The organism is Thermosynechococcus sp. Uc, from assembly GCF_029335995.1.
GTDB lineage: Bacteria > Cyanobacteriota > Cyanobacteriia > Thermosynechococcales > Thermosynechococcaceae > Thermosynechococcus.
The window spans coordinates 20,918-39,557 of record NZ_JARJMS020000010.1; the positions used below are offsets into that span (position 1 = coordinate 20,918).

The following is an 18,640-nucleotide window of genomic DNA, read 5'->3' on the forward strand; positions in this document are numbered from 1 at the left end:
CGTTTCTAATATTATCTGCAAGGTAAGAATTGGATCTCTCAGCGTTTTCAATCCAATCATCATAGAGCTAAGTCACTAAAGCAGAGTAATTTAGATCATACTTAAAAGTTTGTAGTACGTGAAGCTTAGAAAGAATTCCAATGTCTTTTCCCAATGAGTTTAACGAGAAATCAAAGAGTTTATTGACACAATAGAAAGCCAGCTCATCCAACTTTGCTTCACAACAGATACGAGCAAGAAATTCATATAATCCAAATTTATCTTCTGCAATTTTAAGATAAACGCTAGCAAAAGTAGGAGCAAATTTCTGAGGATCATTTTTCAGGAGTTCAAATATAATTTTACTGAGATGCTGCTGCAGAGAAGGATATTGACCTAGAGCTTCGATAAATTCAGTTAAGTATGGTGTATTTAGGTCATATGCAATTAACTGCTCTACCAACTGAATCAGGTCGTTTGTTTCAGTATTTTCTATCTCTTTACCGGTGTCAATTAAACCAATAACCTGATTTAAGAAATGACCAACTTGATCTATTCCTAGGTTAAGCTTCAAGGAAATTTCAAGCAGTTTTAACGCTCCCTTGAGACTCGGGGAAAAGTCATAGGCATAACCCACAAGTGCAAACTGTATTTCCTGACTATTAGAGCTAATATTGGCTATCTCTAGTAGAATTTGTGACCATGTTTCAGTAATTTCATCTTGCTCTGCTGCCGTAAAATGACTCAAATAGACCGACCACAGGAGTTGTGCTTCTGTTTCTAAACCGAGGGCAATGTAAGCAGCTCCTTGATAAGCGACCCAAGAATATGCATCGGGAAACTGATTAATCAAAGCTTCGCAGGCAGACAATACCTCTTTATATTGCTGATGTTCAAAATAGTACTGCAGTCGCCGTTGCCAATTGTCGAGAACAATGGCCGGCCCTCTGAGCAACTGTTCTAGATAATGCTCCCATTCGTAGGCACGCCTTGACCATGTGCAGCAACCATTAATGTAATCCACCTGCGCCCGCAGATGGGCATCAAGGTCAGCCTGCTCTTGGGGATTTTCAAAGCGCTGGATTACCCGCTCCAGCGCCTGTTTGTAGACGTCTAGATAGTTATCTGCAGGAAAAGGAATTAAATCAGCAAAGCCTGCTGTTGTTTCGGGCAGGGCACCAAACTCGCTCGTGATAATGTAGCAGCCACTGGCCATTGCTTCCAGCGCCGAAATACAGAAAGTTTCAGCAAAGGTATTGGTATAAGCCCAAATGGCGGTCGATCTAAGAACTTGAGCTAATTCAGGCTGAGGCAATGACCCGATGTAATTGACATTTGGCAATTCATGGCAACGTTGATACAAATTTCCGTATCGCTGCCAGTCCTCCTCGTTGTTTGTTTGATACACCTTCATGCTGGAATAGACGTTGAGACGTATGGCAGGATGAGTGACCTCAAGGGACGGCATCAACTCCAGCAGCAAATTTAACCCCCGAAAGGGCGTACTGGTGTAGGCCAATGTCAGAGGATGTGCTTTTGCTTTAAGGATAGATTCTTCTGGAGCAAAAAGGTTTTCAAAGCAGGGAGCAACAGCGTTTTGTAGAACTGTTATCCTTTCGGCTGGCAGCTTAAATTCGTGGATGTACTGCTGCTTCTGCCACTGACTCACCACAACAATTTGGTCATACAACTTGTGAGTCTCTTGTGTACTCAAGGGCTTGACAGCAGTTTGATCAGCTGCATGGTGTGCCCACAGCAGTAAACGCGTTTGTGGCGGTAAAACGGAACGCAGCTGGTCAGTGGTCAGTGCTGTACTTAGGAGAATAGCCACATCAGGACGCAAGTCCTCTAGGAAAGGCAATGTCAGCCAAGAGAGGGGTAGATGGGGAACATGATAGACAGACTGGATCTGGGGAGTATTGTTAAAAAGCCAGACCTCGTGCCCCCGTTGTTGCAACTGGTCAGCTAGGTAGCACAGGGCGGATTGGGAGCCACCTAAAGGAGCTGAATAGGGCGTATTGAGGGTGTACTGCCAACGAATCCAATCAATAAAAAGAATGCGCATGGAGTTAAAGAGAGTCAACCTAATTGCTCAAGCTGGTTTCTGTTCAATGAGAAAAAAGCCAAGATATAAGCTATATCTTGGCTCTATCTTTGTTCTTACAAGATTGTTACCACCACCAGTATTAGCTACCACTACTATTATTATTTTGTGGTGGATTATTGGTAGTAGATTATGAACAGGTGTCAGGAGCTTGGTTTGCGTTGTTTCCGCTGCCCTCTTTTATTGAAGCCGTTGTAACGCCAGTGGCCTGATCAACTGTTACACAGCCTATGACTCCAGTTCCCTGAGGATCAGTAGCACTTGTTTTAGCATAAGCATCTTTTCCCTCGTTGGCTGCAACGGTAATATTCCCATAACCCTCAGGTGCAGAAACACCTATCCGCAATTCATTCAGGTTTGCTGCAAACCGAGGATTTTCCAAGCGGAAAGCTTGTTGAGCGCGGTTAATGGCACCAATTGTATTTTTTGCAGACGCTAGGCGGGCTTTGGCGGCTTGGTTGAGCATCGAAGGCAGAGCAATGGCGGCGAGGATACCAATGATGATGACCACCACCAGCAGCTCAATGAGGGTAAAACCTTCATCGGCTTTTTTCTTGGCCAGCAGGTGCTGGAGGAATTTGGCTTTCAGTTCGGTTTTCATAGTTTCCTAAACTCCTGGTTCAAGACACTTGTCTGTCTCTAGATCAGAACATACCCACCTTAGGGGGCAAAATTAACAGCGACCCAAAAATTCCCTGAGTTTTTTTGCCGTTCCCTAGGGAAGCAATCTGTTAAAGTAGGGTTGGGTGTCAACTAGGCAACTCTGGTCTGTCGGTCGGCTAGCTGTTATGGAAAACCGCGGCAATGGTTTTGGGTGGGGCTTTGTGGTTGGTGCAGTGGTAGGGGGTATTGTCGGCTCTCTCGTCACTCTGCTGGTCAGAGAGAATTCCAGTAACCAGCGGCAATCCTCAAAGCAAGGGAGGACTGAATCTCTCAACGGCAATGATGAACGCCTGATGGAATCCATGCGGCTAGAACTGGAAGCCAAGATAGCCCAGATCAATGAAGCAGTGGATGACCTGCAGCATCGCCTAAGTCATGAAAACGAGTCCTAAGGGCTAGGGCAAAAATAAAAGACTTGAGACAAGGGAAATTTATCTCAAGCCTAGGCAAAGTTTGTCGCCCCTTTTGTAATCAGAGGCAACTAGTAGGCCAGCCCCATGCTGCGGGTAGTTTCTGCTCCTAAATAAACGCGAATGCTCAAAAAGTCCGTAGGGCAGGCTGTTTCGCAGCGTTTGCAGCCAACACAGTCTTCCGTACGGGGGGAAGAGGCAATTTGCCCGGCTTTGCAGCCATCCCAAGGCACCATTTCCAGTACATCAGTGGGGCAGGCGCGCACACACTGGGTGCAGCCAATGCAGGTATCGTAGATTTTGACGGTGTGAGCCATGGAATATCCGCTCCTAAAACAATCAGGATGTCAGCGAGTTGCCCTACGGTCAGCTCAGGGAAGCCCTTAGCTCCGACAATAGGGGCAGTCTGGAGATAAATACCGAGATTTAGGATACCGCAGGGGCGGGTGGTGAAGCGGCGCGGATGCACAAACTTCAAAGAATGTAACTTTTTTGTAAAGTCTAGTAAATTCGGCTATCATAGCTTCAATCTTGCCCAAAACAGGTTTTAATGACCGCTACTTGAGGAACTTCAAGGGATTCTTAAAATTCCAAATACAGTGTTGTCCGATGCGTTGTGGGTGGTGGTCAATGGCTTGGAAGTGGTTGCCCCTTGCTGTATGTGGTGCAGGTCTGCTGTTGGCACCTGTGCCCTCACTTCGTTCCTTTGCTCAGACTGCCCCACGCCCAGAAATGATTGACCGACGGGAGATTATGAACTACGCCCACGTGGTTCTAGAGATTGAACCCATCCGCCAACGATACTATCGCCAAGCCCAAGCGGTTTTCCAAGGTCAAGTACCTCGGAATTCTTGCTTTGGTATGAATCCCCAAAATATCCCCATTGGCCTAGAAACCATTTGCGCCAACTATATGCGCGAGGCAATGCAGGTACTGAAAAAGTATAATATGACCCTAGATCAATTCAATGGGATCACACGGCGGGCGCAGCAGGACAGTGCCTTTACTCAACGCATTCAGGCTGAAATGCTGCGGTTACAGCAACACTAGCTTTGCTACCTTCAACAAGTCAATAACCTTATGCCACCTAGTTTAAGTATTATTACAGCGACTTATAATGCTGAGAGTTATCTGCCTAACTTGATTGCCTCCTTAGCGGCTCAAACAGATCCCGATTTTGAATGGGTGGTGGCCGACGGCAACTCCACAGACCAAACATTGGAACTCATAGACAGGGCAAAATCCCAACTGAAAACAGTGAAGGTGGATTCACGGCCAGACTTTGGAATTTATGATGCGTTGAACCGTGCGGTCAAACTCGCCTCGGGGGACTACTACGTGGTTGTTGGTGCAGATGATGTCTTGTTTCCTGAAGCCGTTGCCAATTACAAAAGAGCATGTGGAGAAACTAGGGCGGATTTGGTTACAGCTTGCTACTACGCCGGTGATCAACTTGTTGCAGGGATTCGACAACCCGCTTGGGAATGGCTCAGAGGAATGCAGGCCTATGTTACTGGCCATGCCGTAGGTCTAGCCATTCGACGGGACTTGCACAAAGAAGTGGGGGCATACTCTCATTACTTCCCTCTGTTAGCAGATCAGTTATTCATTTTACAAGCAATACGCCAAGGGGCGAGGGTTGTCTTTAGAGACTTTATTGCAGGGCGCTATTGTCCACAGGGTACGAGCGGCCGCGATCCGCTGGGCTGGATTGTCGAACGATATCGTATTCAAGTTAAATTAGGTCATTCACTGGTGCTCTCAACATTGCTACTGCTCTATCGGTTGATAAGATGCTGGCCTCGTCTCCAGAAGCAAAGAGTATGATTTCTGTCGTTATTCCTCTATACAACAAGGCCGCCCACATTGGTCATACCCTTGAGAGTGTTTTGCGGCAAACCAGTCCAGCGGCTGAAGTGATTGTTGTGGACGATGGCTCAACAGATGGTGGTGCAGCAATTGTTCAGGAATTTAGAGGGCGCGGTGTACGTTTGATTCAACAGACCAATCAAGGGGTGAGTGCCGCCCGCAATCGAGGAGTAGCAGAGGCTACTGAACCCTATGTTGCTTTTCTGGATGCGGATGACGAATGGTTGCCTGAGCATCTAGCAACGCTACAAGCCCTGATCTGCGATTTTCCAACTGCTTCTCTGTGGAGCACTTTTTGTGTTATTCGCCGCAATGGCGAGTATCACTTACCCCCTTCTCCTTTTTCAAACGGATGGCGAGGCATTGTCGATCCTTTCTTTGAAGCCTATGCCAAAGGATTGAGCATTGTTAATTCTTCAACCTGTTGCGTCCGAAAAGAGCATTTATTGGCTGTGGGGGGCTTTCCATTGGGCGTCAGACTTAATGAAGACTACATCACTTGGTGCACATTGGCTTTGCGATTTCCCGTTGCCCATGAAGCAACAGTAACGGCAATCTACAACCAAGATGCAGAAAATCGCTGCGGTGAGCCTCACACTCCTTTTATTCCTGCCTCATTGGCCTTTTTAATAGAACTGCTGCGTTCGCCAGAAACACCTCGCGCTCATCACAGGGGAATTCAAGCTTGTTTTCAGCGTATTGCCCTGACAATTTTAATCAACGCCAAAATTCAACAGGTTCCCATAGCAATGAGGACGCTTCTCCGCTTGGCATGGCAAGGAAGATGTTATACGACAATTGTTTTGTTGGCTTTCTGGAATGCTCTGCCAGCAAGTTTTTTGAAACAAATCAAAGCATTCCGCCATCGGCATCAACGGCAGCTAGCACAGTTTACTTTTTCTAATAGGGAAGGGCGCCCTTCCTCTCTTCCTCAGCCCTAGCTTGTCTTAACCACAGTTACAGCCCGGATGACCACAGCCACCGCTTTCTTTGCAGGTGCCATTAGCACAGACTTCAGAGCAGTAGGGTTTGCCGTCAACCATGATGGCCTCGCTGAGGGAGACAATACACAGACAGTGAGGACAAGCACATTTCATTTGCGTAATCGTTGTCATAGCGTTTCTCCAAATGGGGATTGAAGGGAGGCATAGCTAGCCTCTTTTTCAATATATCTGAATACTTGTTCAAATGTCAATCAATTATTGATTGTCTAGGCAGCGCCTATGATAGAAGTATGAATCTTAAAACTCTTTCTGTTACCCATCCCCATTGTCCTGAAGCGTTGGCAAAGGCAAGCGATCGCCTGCTCTCTGCAGAAAAAGCCCAACGGATGGCGCAATTTTTTGGCCTCCTAGCTGATGCCAACCGACTGCGGATTGTGGCGCTGCTGGCACAAGGGGAGTTTTGCGTTGGCGATATTGCCTTGGCTCTAGAAATGAGTGAGTCCGCTGTATCTCACCAATTGCGAATACTCAAGGCTCTGCGACTGGTGAGTTTTCGTCGCCAAGGACGACATATCTTTTATCAACTGCTCGACCACCACGTGTTAATGCTCTATGAGGCTGTTGCTGAGCACCTCGAGGAAGACGAATCAGTTGCCTAGGGGGAAGGACAAGAAGGCGCCACAGCAATGCCGTTAGCTGAAGGAGCAGTTTCTAAAATTTGGGTTGTGGTCAATGTTGTAAATGTAGCGTAGGTGCAACCTGTAAAGGCTTTTAATTCGGCACGCTCAGGAGTGGCTTGGAATTCAGCATAATTACTATTCGCAACGGTGATTGCGTAGTTATAGTCAGGTGTATCACTAAAGCCAATTTGTAGATTTGCTATGTTATTTGTAAAGGTGGGATGAGCTAGCCGGTAGGCCTGTTGAGCACGATTTACGGCACCAATATTTGTTTTGGCTTGGGCTTCACGGGCTTTGATGGCTTGATTAAGCATTGAGGGGAGGGCGATCGCCGACAAAATGGCAATAATAATGACGACGACGAGTAGTTCAATAAGGGTAAAGCCTTTTGCAAGGACGAGGGAGCGATAAAGCCAAAGCGGAGTGGTGCGGTAGGGAGACATAAGCACGTCCTAGAATGATACTTGATGCTTGTCCTTACCCTAAAGCATTCCCAGAAATCTCTGTAAAATTGCAGGGTCACCTCTACAGTCCCAGCAGTTTTTTCTTTGCTGCTTGGAACTCTGCTTCTGAAAGTAGCCCCTGCTGGTACATGGCCATCAGTTGTTGCAGTTGCTCTAACCCAGAGGGATTCGTTGAAGCAGTGGTTTCAGGTGTCGGTTCAGGCTGGGGTGGGGGTGGTTCAGGGACAGGGGGCATTAGCGTGGAGCTAGAGGCGGGTGTTTCTTGAGCCAATTGATAGGCTTGGATCACCTCTTGAAGAATGGCAGCTTCCCGTTTGTATTCAAGACTATCGCGTCCTCCAGCTTTGTGAAGTTCTTCCTCGCGCCGCTTCAGGTAGTTCAGTAAATGCGCGTAGAGGGCTTGCTTTTGTTCTGGGGTGGCCGCTGCCTTGAGGATAACCGTCACTTGGCGCTGAATTTCCTCTAAATCGGGACGACAGGCGAGCACCTCTAAAACTGGGGTCACTTCCTCCCAGTTGGCGGCAATGTCCACGTCTTCAGGGCCAACGGCAGTATGGCGTGTGTAGCGGATAGTGATTTCGCGGGTGGCACGGTTTTCTGCTTGTTTGAGGACATGGAGGGCACGGGCAGTTACCACCAGTTTCAAAATTTGTGGGTTCTCTGGAAAGACATCCCAAAAAGGCGGATCCTTTTGGAGATGGACAGGGATGGGTAAATCCCGATTTTCCCCCTGCAGGCGGGCGCGTTTGGCGGTAATCATTTGGCCTCGCCAATCTTGATAGGACTGGCGCAGCTCAGCCATGCCCTCAATACAGCGCAGGGAAAAGCCGCCCATTTCTTGGACAAAGACAATGCGGTGGCGCTCGCGATCGCCCAAGGGTTTAATGTCATCACTAGTCATACTTTGGCCATTGGGTTTGACTAAGTTTTTTAGCAGGGGAATCAGTTTTCTGGCCGCCAAATCAGCCGTATTTTCACCGCCAACAATGGCAATATTGGTATTCAGCGAAGGAGTGAAGCCGGCATCGCGACCGCTCATGACTGCCTGCGAGAGCAATAGAAGGGGCTTTGATTTTTGGTCAGCGATGCGCAGGGCATTGAGAATCTCGGCTTCGTCATTGCGATAAAACTGCAACAGGCGATCGCAAGCCGTCAAATCCCGTACAAGGCGGCTCTCTTGCGGGGCATTTTGCACAGTGCGGCGTACCGTTTCTTGGATAATCTCCCGCAGTCACTTTCTTGGACATCCGCAAGTTGCGCCAAATCCAATAGACGCATGACCTTATTGGCGGTACGGGTTTCCTTCCAGAGCGGACTGGCCTCCTGCAACACCGTTGTTGCTGTCGTAGTACAGAGTTGATTGAGGCCAATGGTAAATGTGGAGGCCACTCCGGTATTGGCGCCCGCATAGCGTTCGACGAGGTCTTGATAAAGATTGTTGAGTTCTTGGCGATCGTAGAGCTTGACGCCATTGATCCGCAGGGCATCGGCACTATCCGCTTGGCTATCAGCCATTGTCTTGAAGCCATCCCGCAAATTGAGCAGACGCTGGTTAAGCTTAGCAAGACGCGCCTCCATCCCTTGCAGCCATTCCTCCAGTTTGTCCATCACTTCCTTAGCCAGAAAGTGGGCTTTGGCTTGAATGATGGCATTGAAACTTCCCTCAATTCCTTCTAGAGCCTGCTGGATAATTTGATTGCGGTTGTCATACATGCGCTGCAAAAAGTCACCATGGAGGCGCTCATCGGGGCTAAGTTCGCGCAGGTGGGCAGCCCGGTAGTTGTCCACCTGTTCACTGAGCCAAGGCACAAATTTTAAAATTTTCCCCTTCTCGGCACCAATCATGCCCCCCACACCCTGTTGGGTACATTCCAAGAGGTTTTCACGGCTAATTTGATGGCGCAGATCATTGACCTGCATGTAGGGGCGATCGCCAGCGGCTGCTAGGGCCAGCACCAAATCTATATCCAACAAGTTCATTGGTTTTAGGAGGCTCTGGGTGACCTCTAATAGCTGCGGTGGCAGTTGTACAGACTCATTGAGCCACCAATGGATAAAATCTTGGCAGAGGCGATAGGTCAAGGAAGCGCGAATTTGGGCAATGGGAATTTCAGACCGAAGGCCATAAAGCTCTTGGGATAGCCCCGACCCCCAGCATCCTGAGATGCCCAAGCCGCCTTAATATTGTCACGAATGGAGCGTTTGTGGGGAGCAAAGTCAGAAGTGAGATCTAAAAAGATATTCTGAGCAATCATCTCACGGATCTCATCGAGCTTGAATTCACTCTCGCCATTTTTGGTGCCCACAAGGTAAGTAAAGTCAAAGGGTGGACAAGTATAGCGCACTTCATCGCTGAGGCTACTGCTAAATTGCGCCACGTATTCGGTGCGGTAGTCGGCAAAGTAACTGAGTTGGCGGCATAACCATTCGCCAGTACGCGATCGCCGACACTAATTGCAGCAAAGGTATTGGGCATGGGCACAATTCCCGTAACCAGAGGACTTGACTGCCCCTTGAGCCAGTGACGCACACAATAACCAAGATCTAATGAGCATACCGCTGCCGGTGCCCCCAGAGAGGGAACCCGTAATAAAGACATTTAAGCTACTGTTGTTAACCTTGAGGCCATAGCGACTTTGCATAAAACTTTCGTGACCTTTGACGCGATCGCTAGCCGCTTGGAACTTCTGTTGGATGGCATGATAATTGCAAAAGAAGGCAAATCGACCACAGGCACGGATTTGTCCTGCGCCGGCCTCTAGGGCAGTAATGTTGCGCTCCAGTTCTTTGGGAAACCAAGAGGCAATCCATGGGTAGTTGTCGAGGTTTTGAATGATTTGCTGCACATTTTTGCCACTGACACTGGCCCAGTGCTTTTCGTTGTCTTTGAGGGGAGAGCCGGCAGCGAGGGGGTTACTGACTTTGTAGTCGCGATCGGTGTCAATGGCAAGGAAGCTAATCACAGGAAACTGTTTTAGACTACCGTAGGTTTCCTCCACTAACCGCCGCACCCGCGATAGCACCTCAATCCCTGTGCCACCCACCCCCACAACTACCGTTGGCACAATTGATTTTTCTTCCACCTGTGCAGGCATGGTTGCTCTCTCCGCCGCAAATCACCCCGATCCTGGCAAGAATGTCCGCGAAATCTGGCGATCGCAACGTTTCATAAAAGTTTTTGCAGTAATACAGCCAGCCATTTTTAATAGTTCAGCATTTCTACAATAGGAGAGTTTTAAGTTTCCAACAGGTTTATTAGAGAAGGCACGGAAGTTCCCTTGGACAAAAGCTGTTCAATGCAACCTTTAGGGTTAGGTGGCGCTTTGAAACAGCACGGCTTTGCGCCCCTCCTGACTCCCCCGCTTTGGAGGATTGCCGGTGGTGTTCTTGCCCTCTTTTCGCAGTAATTGGACAGGAGCGGCCGCAAGCAGCAGCGGTTCCCGAAATTTAAGGCTCCTTCACGATAGATTGAAAAATGGTTGCCCCCTGAGTATCGTCATGACAGTTTCTTCTTCCGTTTCGACAACAACTGCCGCTTCCCTAACGCCCGTGGCGGTTCCCCGCCGCGATCTCACCGTTTTTCTGTGGTTAGCGTTAGCGATCGCTGCTGTTGCCACTGGTATTCTTTATATTTTCCTGTTGCCCTTACAGGGAACCTACATTGGTCAACTGCTGCTCAACCGGGGCTGGACACAACCCGTGGCTGTTTTTTTTGCGTGGACAGTCTTTGTGTTTACGATTTTGAAGGCGATCGCCCTCTTACAAGAGGCACCCAGCCTCCGTCAAATCTGGATCCCCGCCAATTATCCCTTTGCCTCCATGCGGGATATTTTGCAGTTGCAGCAAACCCTTGCCCAACGGCGGACACTCCTTCCCAATCGCTGTGCCCGTGTTCTAGCAGCATTTCTCAGTAGTGGCCAACGGGAAGTGGCTGTTGAAGCCGCCGCAGAAGATAGTGGTAGTGCCGCAGCAGCCACCGATGCCTCCTATACGATTCCCCGCGTCTTGGTCTGGGCAATTCCCCTGTTGGGCTTTATTGGCACCGTGGTCGGAATTAGCCAAGCTGTCAGTGGCTTTTCCAGCTTTTTGGAGACGGCTCAGGACGTGAACCAAATCAAGGAGGGAATTGGTAGTGTGACAACAGGGCTAGCGGTGGCCTTTGACACCACCTTAGTGGCCTTGGTGCTCAGTATTCTGGCAATGATCCCGATGGTGATCGTTGAGCGCTGGGAGAATAAGCTGCTGCTGCAAATTGACACCTACATTAACGATCAACTGCTGCCTCGACTCCCCGTTACGAGTACGCCCGCAGGGGTAGATTGCAAAACTCTCCAAGAAGTAATTCAAGAAACAATTCGTAGGGAGTTGCCCACAGAGAAAGGGCTCCAACAACTCTTGGATAACTTCAATCAACTGGCTTGTGCCGTGCTCAGCGATCGGCAGCAATTTGTGGCCACACTGAAGAAATGCCAGAAACAGTCTATTCAGCAGTTTGAGCACCTCGTGACTCAGATTCAGTACAGCCAAGGGGAACTGCTAGCACGGGTCAATCAGCAACAGACCGCCATTGCCCAAGAACTGCAGCAACAGAGTCAGTACATTGCCCAACTCCTTGCCCAGAGCGATCGCACCCTGCAACAACGACTCCAGCTATTGGAAACCCTTAACCAAGCTCTGCAAGCCCTTGCTGATACCGGCAATCTGCAACTGCTTCTCGATAGCCTCAACCACACCCTGAATAACCTACAGCCCGTTCTGCGACAACTGGCTCAACCGCGACGGGTGACGCTCGTGGAGCAGCCCAGTAGCGCCGATGGGAGCCACTCCCAAAGCTAAATGAGCCTCAGAGCATCTGGGTGGTTTAACCCGGTGGCCACTGCAGGGGGCGACCGCCCAGTAGGTGGAGGTGCAGATGATAGATCGTTTGACCGCCATCAGGGCCATTGTTAATGACAACGCGGTAGCCATTCGTTAAGCCCTCTGCCTCCGCAATACGTTTAGCGGTGAGCAAGAGGTGTCCCAGCACGCGGTGATCCTCCGCTTCTGCCAAGCTGAGTTGGGGAATCGGCTTTTTGGGAATCACCAGAATATGCACGGGCGCCTGGGGATTAATGTCACGAAAGGCCAAACACAGCTCATCTTCGTGGACAATATCCGCAGGAATCTCGCGGCGAATGATGCGACTAAAAATGGTTTCTGTGGTCATCGTCTGACTCCCTACAAATGCCTAATGGTTTAAGGATCGACCCAGCGGCCATCGGCCTTAATTAATTCCACCAGGGCAGCAACGCCTTCGGCTTCGGGAACTTTCTTGACCTCTTCACGGCCGCGATAGAGGGAGATGTAGCCGGGTTGTTTGCCGACATAGCCGTAGTCAGCGTCAGCCATTTCGCCAGGACCATTGACAATACAGCCCATAACAGCGATGTTCAGCCCCGTCAGATGTTTGGTGGCTTCGCGGACTTTGTGCAACACTTCCTCAAGGTTAAAGAGCGTCCGCCCACAGGAGGGACAAGCCACATACTCCACCATGGTTCGCCGCAGCCCTAGAGCTTGCAAAATACCGTAGCAGACGGGAATTTCTTTTTCCGGTGCTTCCGTTAGGGAAACGCGAATCGTATCCCCAATACCTTCAGCCAAGAGCGTAGCAATACCGGCGGTGGATTTGATGCGGCCATACTCTCCATCCCCGGCTTCGGTGACCCCCAAGTGCAAGGGGTAGTCCATGCCCAGTTCATCCATGCGCTTGACCATGAGACGGTTGGCGGCAATCATGACCGGCACACGTGAGGCTTTAAGGGAAATTTCCAGATTGTAGAAGTTCAAGGACTCGCAAATACGGATAAATTCTAAGGCCGACTCCACCATGCCTTCTGGGGTATCGCCATAGGTAAAGAGCATCCGCTCGGCAAGGGAACCGTGATTGACGCCAATGCGCATGGATTTGCCCTGATCCCGTAGTGAGATGACCAGTGGCTCAAGGGTTTCGCGAATTTTGGCACCAATTTCTTCAAACTCGGCTTGAGTGTATTCAGTGCGATCAGGTTTGGGTTTCTCAAAGACGTATAGCCCCGGATTAATCCGCACATTGTCCACATATTTAGCCACTTCAAGGGCAATTTTCATGCCGTTGTGATGAACATCAGCTACAAGGGGCACGGGTTTATAGGTTTTGTAAAGGCGATCGCGAATCTCTTCCATGGCTTTGGCATGGGCAAGGCTGGGCACTGTGACCCGCACAATCTCACAGCCAATCTCATGGAGACGACGAATGGCGGCTACGGAAGCTTCAATATCTAGGGTGTCCTCATTAATCATGGACTGCACCGCTACGGGATGACCGCCACCAATAATGACCGAGCCAATGGGCACAGGACGGGTTTTGCGACGGACAATGGCAGTTTCTGTCGGCGTGGCTTGAACAGGACTCGGCAGTGTTTGCATAGGATTTGGGGGGTCAAATTGCACAACTTCTCCCTTTCAGGATGCCACAGAAGCAGCCAGATGCAGCAGGCGATCGCCCGCTAAAGCACTTGCCATTATTCTTTTGAAATCAAAGATTTTTAACCATACACTTACTTACTGATGTTATAGTTCCCCCCATGATTTACGATTGCCCCTGCCTCCGCTAGGATAAATTTGAGTTGCGTTTCCCGCCCATGGCTATGAACCCGACACCCAACTACCTGATTACTACCCAGATAACTGTTGAACCGCAGATTATCGTTGCCCAAAAGTTCAAAGATACGCTAGGGGAAGACGTGGCCAAAGCTTGGGCAAACTTTGTTGATTCTGGCCAACTATGGGCAGTGATCATTGGTTTTGCCATTGGTTGGATCTTTGGTAAGCTGCTGAACTTCTAGCCCTGCGAGCTGCCAGTGACCGCCCAGTCCCAGCCTTGGAGCCAACGCTTTGAACAAGCCCTCCACCCGGCGATCGCCCGCTTTAATGCCAGTATTGGTTTTGACCTGCGCTTAATTGAGTACGACCTTACCGGCTCTCAAGCCCATGCCCGCATGCTGGCCAAAGCCGGAATTATTTCCCCTGCGGAAGCAGAAACGCTGATCCAAGGCCTAGAGCAAATTCGCCAAGAATACCGCGCTGGTCAGTTTAGCCCCGGTGTTGAAGCGGAGGATGTGCACTTTGCCGTTGAACGCCGCCTGATAGAATTGGTCGGGGAAGTGGGGAAAAAACTCCATACGGCGCGATCGCGCAACGACCAAGTGGGCACCGATATTCGCCTTTACCTGCGCTCAGAAATTGACCAAATTCTTCAGCAGTTGCAGCAGTGGCAGCGCACCCTCCTCGATCTAGCAGAGTCCCACGTGGAAACCCTTATTCCCGGCTACACCCACCTGCAACGGGCACAACCCCTGAGCTTGGCTCACCATCTGCTGGCCTATGTGGAAATGACCCAGCGAGACATTGAGCGACTGCAACAAATTCGGCAACGGGTAAATGTGTGTCCCTTAGGAGCCGGTGCCCTAGCGGGAACAACGTTTCCCATCGATCGCCACTACACAGCTAAGTTGTTAGGCTTTCGGGAACCCTATCGCAATAGCCTCGATGCCGTCAGCGATCGCGATTTTGCCATTGAGTTTCTCTGTGCCGCCAGCTTGATCATGGTGCATTTATCGCGTTTAGCAGAAGAAATCATCCTGTGGGCTTCGGAGGAATTTGCCTTTGTCAAGCTCAGCGACACCTGTGCCACCGGTTCTAGCATCATGCCTCAAAAGAAAAATCCCGATGTACCGGAGTTGGTGCGGGGAAAAACGGGGCGGGTCTTTGGCCATTTGCAAGCCCTCTTGGTCATCATGAAGGGCCTGCCCTTGGCCTACAACAAAGATCTCCAAGAAGATAAAGAAGCCCTTTTCGATGCCGTTGATACAGTCCGCGCCTGTCTAGAGGCCATGACTATTCTCATGGCAGAAGGGGTGGTGTTTCAGTCTGAACGCTTGGCGGCCGCAGTTGCCCAAGATTTTGCCAATGCCACCGATGTGGCCGATTACCTAGCGAGTAAAGGGGTGCCCTTCCGCGAGGCCTATAACTTGGTGGGGCGAGTGGTGAAAACCTGCCTTGCTCAGGGGAAATTCCTCAAAGACTTGACCCTTGAAGAATGGCAAGCCCTGCACCCCGCCTTTGCCGCCGATATTTACGACCGGATTGCACCGCGGCAGGTAGTGGCTGCCCGCAACAGCTATGGGGGAACGGGGTTTGATCAGGTGCGCCAAGCCCTCGCTACGGCGCGCGATCGCCTTAATGATTTTTAATGAAAAAAGGTGTCATTTGCCCTTAGCCTGAGAAATAGACTGGATATACGGTCAGTTTTAGAAACAAAACGTTGCAAATTTTTAAGAAGGATTTCGTGATGACGACGTCTCTAGCGACGAAATTGCGTGAAGGCACCAAAAAAGCCCACACCATGGCCGAGAACGTTGGCTTTGTGCGCTGCTTTCTCAAAGGCACTGTAGAAAAAAGCTCCTACCGTAAGCTCGTTGCCAGCCTCTATCACGTTTACAGTGCCATGGAACAGGAGATAGAACGTCTCAAAGACCATCCCATCGTGGGTAAAATTTACTTTCCCGAGCTGAATCGAAAAACTAGCCTTGAGCGAGATCTCACTTACTACTTTGGTTCCAACTGGCGAGAAGAAATTACCCCTTCACCAGCCACGCAGGCCTATGTGGCCCGCATTCACGAAGTGGCCAACACTGCCCCAGAACTCTTGGTAGCGCACTCCTACACCCGTTACCTAGGCGATCTCTCTGGTGGCCAAATCCTCAAGGGGATTGCTGAACGTGCCATGAATCTTCCAGAGGGGGAAGGCACTGCCTTCTATCGCTTTGAATCCATTAGTGACGAAAAGGCCTTTAAGCAACTGTATCGCCAACGTTTGGATGAAATGGCAGTGGATGAAGCGACAGCCAACCGAATCGTGGAGGAGGCCAATGCTGCCTTTGGCATGAACATGAAAATCTTTCAAGAGTTGGAGGGCAATCTCATCAAGGCCATTGGGCAGTTGCTCTTCAATACCCTTACCCGCCGCAAACAGCGGGGCAGCACCGAATTGGCTACGGCTGAATAGCTCAGAGGGTAAACTGAAAGGCCTTTACCAGTATCCCCGTCACGGTAATGCCCCCAAGGAAGCAGCACTCATACTCATAGATGTCTGTGTTGGCAATCCAAGCAGGTGTGTCGGTCAAGTGTCAGGTGGTGCAGAGTTCTTATAAAGATTTTCGAGGGTATTCCTTAGGGTAACCCATTCTCCACCTGTATTCTTGACCGATTTAGCCAATAAAACAAGGCTCCCATCTCGTTAAGCTGGGGTCTAGAACATACGTCAGCCAGATTTTGAGCAGTGGTTGCAAGTTCAAAACAGCATAGTCACAAGGGCTAAGATGTTCGAGGATAGACTTAAATAATCTTTTCAAAGGATGCCATGATAAATTGTTCTTTTTTCTTCTTTTTAAGGGAGGAATACTCCTTCCCTTTTTTCTAGTCTCTCAATCTATCTTCAACACTTCTGTCTCTATCCATGTCTGGAGTTGCTCTAGATACGCTTGTCGCTCTTCCTTACATGGTTCTCAGTAACGCATTTGTTTTTTTTAGAGCGATGCTCATCGGGTCGAGGGTGTAACTAATGGTCAAAATTGCCACCTCAAATTGCTGGGTACAGTTGGGTCATCGAGACGTACAGCAGCCTCCGCTGGTAAGGTCGCTCAATCGAGAAACACCTTGACCCTGAAACGTTGCCTCAAACGTGTCCCTTTTCTAAAGTCCAAGTTTTTGAAGAACCACTCCGCCTCTAAGCTCAGCCAATATACTCCCATGAAACAGCAGAACCCCGCTCAATAGCCCGATTCACTTGTTTGACTAAGAGGATGTTGTAGTATTTAGGCGGCAAGCCATATCCGGGACGAATCGAGCGAATACACTCTGGCGTGATCACTTCACCTGCCGCCATGTCTTTGACAAAGTATAACGAGCGGCGGTAAACCAACGACTGTTTCTCCGATTCCGTAGGGCCATAGTGAACCTTCCCCAGAGCCTGATACGCCCGCTGGGTTTCCTCAACCAATAGTTTCATTTCTTGGGGTTCCAAACTAAACGCCGCATCCACTCCTCCCTCGGCTCGGCTAAGGGTAAAATGCTTTTCAATTACCGTTGCGCCTAGGGCAACTGCCGCCACTGCTACCCCAATTCCTAACGTGTGATCAGACAGTCCTACCTCACAGCCAAACAGTTCCTTTAGATGCGGAATAGTGCGTAAATTAGAATCCTGCGGATCGGCAGGATAGGTACTGGTACACTTCAACAGCGTAATTTGGTCATTTCCTGCTTCCCGAATTGTTCGCACTGCTTCATCGAGTTCTGCAAGCGTCGCCATGCCTGTGGATATGATGATAGGCTTACCCGTTTCCGCTACCCGCTTTACCAAACGCAAATCCACATTCTCAAACGAGGCGATTTTGTAAATCGGGCAACCTAACTCCTCTAAAAAATCAACCGCCGTTAAATCAAAAGGGGTACTGAAGGCTATCAAACCTAGTTCCTTAGCCTTTTCAAAAATTGGTTGGTGCCATTCCCAAGGGGTATAGGCTTTTTGGTACAGGTTGTAAAGATATTCCCCCTTCCATAAACTACTTTCATCTGTTATAAAAAAGCCATCTTTGTTGCAGTTGATTGTCATTGTATCGGCAGTGTAGGTTTGCAACTTCAGTCCATGAGCACCTGTTTGAGACACTGCCTCTACAATTTTCAGAGCTGTTTCGAGAGATTGATTATGGTTTCCTGACATTTCAGCAATGATAAATGGTTGCTGCCTGTTCCAACTTAGTATCATTGACTACCTTCCCCAGATTTATGGATAAGCTCTATCTTAACTTGACTTTCTACACAACCAGACCGTAAATGAGGGGAGTGGAATGAAATGCGGAAATTACCAACTTCAATAAAAGCATTCGGATAACCTTCTCCATCAAGCATGCGGATGTAGTCATAAAATTTATCTAAGGTTTTAACTTCATGAAAATCAATTTTGCTTTGATGAGGTTGTCGACGCTTAAATATAGATACTTCTCCCACTTGAGGAAAAGGGGTAGGATTTTCTCGAACAATCTTAACAATCATCTTTTCGATAATTTTGCTTGCTCTAATAAGTATTTCATCTGCTGTCCCATTCAGGTTTAGACGCTCCTTAAGATAAACTGGGCCAGCATCTATTTCTTTAACACATTGGATTGCACTGATTACTGTATCCTCATAGCCTCTTAGAATCAGATTTTGAAGAGGGCTACCGCCACGCCCAAAGGGCAAATCAGTCATGTGGAAAACTACAACCCGAAAGTTAGTATAAACCTCTTCAGGGATAATACTTGACCAATGAAGTATGAATACCCAATTGGGATTAATAGAATTGAGGTTCTGTTAAGTTAAGTCCGTCTCGATATTATTTAATATTACTTTAGTACTTAATTCTTTGGCCAGAGAGTTTTATATATATTGATGTTACTACCTGTTTGTTGGT

18 protein-coding genes and 1 pseudogene are annotated in these 18,640 nt (G+C 49.0%); 9 read left to right on the forward strand and 10 right to left on the reverse strand.

The window, feature by feature from the left end:
* Positions 1–67: 67 nt before the first annotated feature.
* Together P3X23_RS01095 and P3X23_RS01100 are read right to left on the reverse strand one after the other, a co-directional pair.
* On the reverse strand, positions 68–2,044 hold the full coding sequence (locus tag P3X23_RS01095) for a glycosyltransferase family 4 protein (RefSeq protein WP_367186462.1): 1,977 nt from the start codon (positions 2,042–2,044) through the stop codon (positions 68–70).
* Between the two features lie 169 nt (positions 2,045–2,213).
* Positions 2,214–2,684: a type IV pilin protein gene (locus P3X23_RS01100; RefSeq protein ID WP_300872274.1), complete on the reverse strand. Its 471-nt coding sequence runs from the start codon at positions 2,682–2,684 to the stop codon at positions 2,214–2,216.
* Between the two features lie 145 nt (positions 2,685–2,829).
* On the opposite strand from P3X23_RS01100, the gene P3X23_RS01105 reads away from it, so the two are divergent.
* Positions 2,830–3,138 carry a hypothetical protein gene (locus P3X23_RS01105; protein WP_300872277.1) on the forward strand — a complete coding sequence of 103 codons (309 nt, stop codon included), beginning with the start codon at positions 2,830–2,832 and terminating at the stop codon, positions 3,136–3,138.
* An 89-nt stretch (positions 3,139–3,227) separates the two neighbouring features.
* Here P3X23_RS01105 and psaC read toward each other — a convergent pair whose 3' ends face one another.
* Complete coding sequence (gene psaC / locus P3X23_RS01110) at positions 3,228–3,473, reverse strand: photosystem I iron-sulfur center protein PsaC (RefSeq protein WP_011056855.1); 246 nt, start codon at positions 3,471–3,473, stop codon at positions 3,228–3,230.
* Between the two features lie 313 nt (positions 3,474–3,786).
* Here psaC and P3X23_RS01115 point away from each other — a divergent pair, with 313 nt between their 5' ends.
* Genes P3X23_RS01115 through P3X23_RS01125 form a run of 3 tightly spaced genes read left to right on the forward strand, consistent with a single transcriptional unit; the run spans position 3,787 to position 5,966 of the window.
* Entirely contained in the window at positions 3,787–4,206 is a 420-nt protein-coding gene (locus P3X23_RS01115) for a DUF4168 domain-containing protein (protein ID WP_300872279.1), read from the forward strand.
* Between the two features lie 30 nt (positions 4,207–4,236).
* Positions 4,237–4,983, forward strand: a complete 747-nt coding sequence (locus P3X23_RS01120) for a glycosyltransferase (protein ID WP_300872281.1) — start codon at positions 4,237–4,239, stop codon at positions 4,981–4,983.
* The gene (locus P3X23_RS01125; RefSeq protein WP_300872283.1) at positions 4,980–5,966 is read left to right on the forward strand and encodes a glycosyltransferase family A protein; all 987 of its coding nucleotides are present in this window, start codon (positions 4,980–4,982) and stop codon (positions 5,964–5,966) included. The genes P3X23_RS01120 and P3X23_RS01125 overlap by 4 nt, the downstream gene beginning before the upstream one ends.
* A gap of 6 nt (positions 5,967–5,972) precedes the next feature.
* Here P3X23_RS01125 and P3X23_RS01130 read toward each other — a convergent pair whose 3' ends face one another.
* Complete coding sequence (locus P3X23_RS01130; protein ID WP_300872285.1) at positions 5,973–6,140, reverse strand: metallothionein; 168 nt, start codon at positions 6,138–6,140, stop codon at positions 5,973–5,975.
* Between the two features lie 119 nt (positions 6,141–6,259).
* Here P3X23_RS01130 and P3X23_RS01135 point away from each other — a divergent pair, with 119 nt between their 5' ends.
* Positions 6,260–6,628, forward strand: a complete 369-nt coding sequence (locus P3X23_RS01135) for a helix-turn-helix transcriptional regulator (RefSeq protein WP_300872287.1) — start codon at positions 6,260–6,262, stop codon at positions 6,626–6,628.
* Here P3X23_RS01135 and P3X23_RS01140 read toward each other — a convergent pair.
* Entirely contained in the window at positions 6,625–7,092 is a 468-nt protein-coding gene (locus P3X23_RS01140) for a type IV pilin-like G/H family protein (protein ID WP_300872289.1), read from the reverse strand. The two genes, P3X23_RS01135 and P3X23_RS01140, sit on opposite strands and share 4 nt — an antisense overlap.
* An 82-nt stretch (positions 7,093–7,174) precedes the next feature.
* Positions 7,175–10,208: pseudogene (locus P3X23_RS11880) on the reverse strand (tubulin-like doman-containing protein).
* Between the two features lie 403 nt (positions 10,209–10,611).
* On the opposite strand from P3X23_RS11880, the gene P3X23_RS01165 reads away from it, so the two are divergent.
* Positions 10,612–11,949 (forward strand): MotA/TolQ/ExbB proton channel family protein, encoded by a 1,338-nt coding sequence (locus P3X23_RS01165; RefSeq protein ID WP_300872295.1) that lies wholly within the window; start codon positions 10,612–10,614, stop codon positions 11,947–11,949.
* A 25-nt stretch (positions 11,950–11,974) separates the two neighbouring features.
* Here P3X23_RS01165 and P3X23_RS01170 read toward each other — a convergent pair whose 3' ends face one another.
* Positions 11,975–12,319, reverse strand: coding sequence for a histidine triad nucleotide-binding protein (locus P3X23_RS01170; RefSeq protein WP_300872297.1), 345 nt, complete (start codon positions 12,317–12,319; stop codon positions 11,975–11,977).
* 29 nt (positions 12,320–12,348) lie between these two features.
* Positions 12,349–13,557: a (E)-4-hydroxy-3-methylbut-2-enyl-diphosphate synthase gene (gene ispG / locus P3X23_RS01175; RefSeq protein WP_300872310.1), complete on the reverse strand. Its 1,209-nt coding sequence runs from the start codon at positions 13,555–13,557 to the stop codon at positions 12,349–12,351.
* A gap of 215 nt (positions 13,558–13,772) precedes the next feature.
* Here ispG and P3X23_RS01180 point away from each other — a divergent pair, with 215 nt between their 5' ends.
* The 3 genes from P3X23_RS01180 to P3X23_RS01190 all read left to right on the forward strand — a co-directional run bounded on the left by P3X23_RS01180 (position 13,773) and on the right by P3X23_RS01190 (position 16,198).
* Positions 13,773–13,976, forward strand: coding sequence for a hypothetical protein (locus P3X23_RS01180; protein ID WP_300872300.1), 204 nt, complete (start codon positions 13,773–13,775; stop codon positions 13,974–13,976).
* 15 nt (positions 13,977–13,991) lie between these two features.
* Positions 13,992–15,383 carry an argininosuccinate lyase gene (gene argH / locus P3X23_RS01185; protein WP_300872303.1) on the forward strand — a complete coding sequence of 464 codons (1,392 nt, stop codon included), beginning with the start codon at positions 13,992–13,994 and terminating at the stop codon, positions 15,381–15,383.
* 98 nt (positions 15,384–15,481) lie between these two features.
* The gene (locus tag P3X23_RS01190; RefSeq protein WP_300872305.1) at positions 15,482–16,198 is read left to right on the forward strand and encodes a heme oxygenase (biliverdin-producing); all 717 of its coding nucleotides are present in this window, start codon (positions 15,482–15,484) and stop codon (positions 16,196–16,198) included.
* A 726-nt stretch (positions 16,199–16,924) separates the two neighbouring features.
* Here P3X23_RS01190 and pseI read toward each other — a convergent pair.
* Both pseI and P3X23_RS01200 read right to left on the reverse strand, forming a co-directional pair.
* Entirely contained in the window at positions 16,925–17,956 is a 1,032-nt protein-coding gene (gene pseI, locus P3X23_RS01195; RefSeq protein WP_300872306.1) for a pseudaminic acid synthase, read from the reverse strand.
* Complete coding sequence (locus P3X23_RS01200) at positions 17,953–18,438, reverse strand: hypothetical protein (protein WP_300872308.1); 486 nt, start codon at positions 18,436–18,438, stop codon at positions 17,953–17,955. Before P3X23_RS01200 ends, pseI begins: the two co-directional genes overlap by 4 nt.
* Positions 18,439–18,640 lie beyond the last annotated feature (202 nt).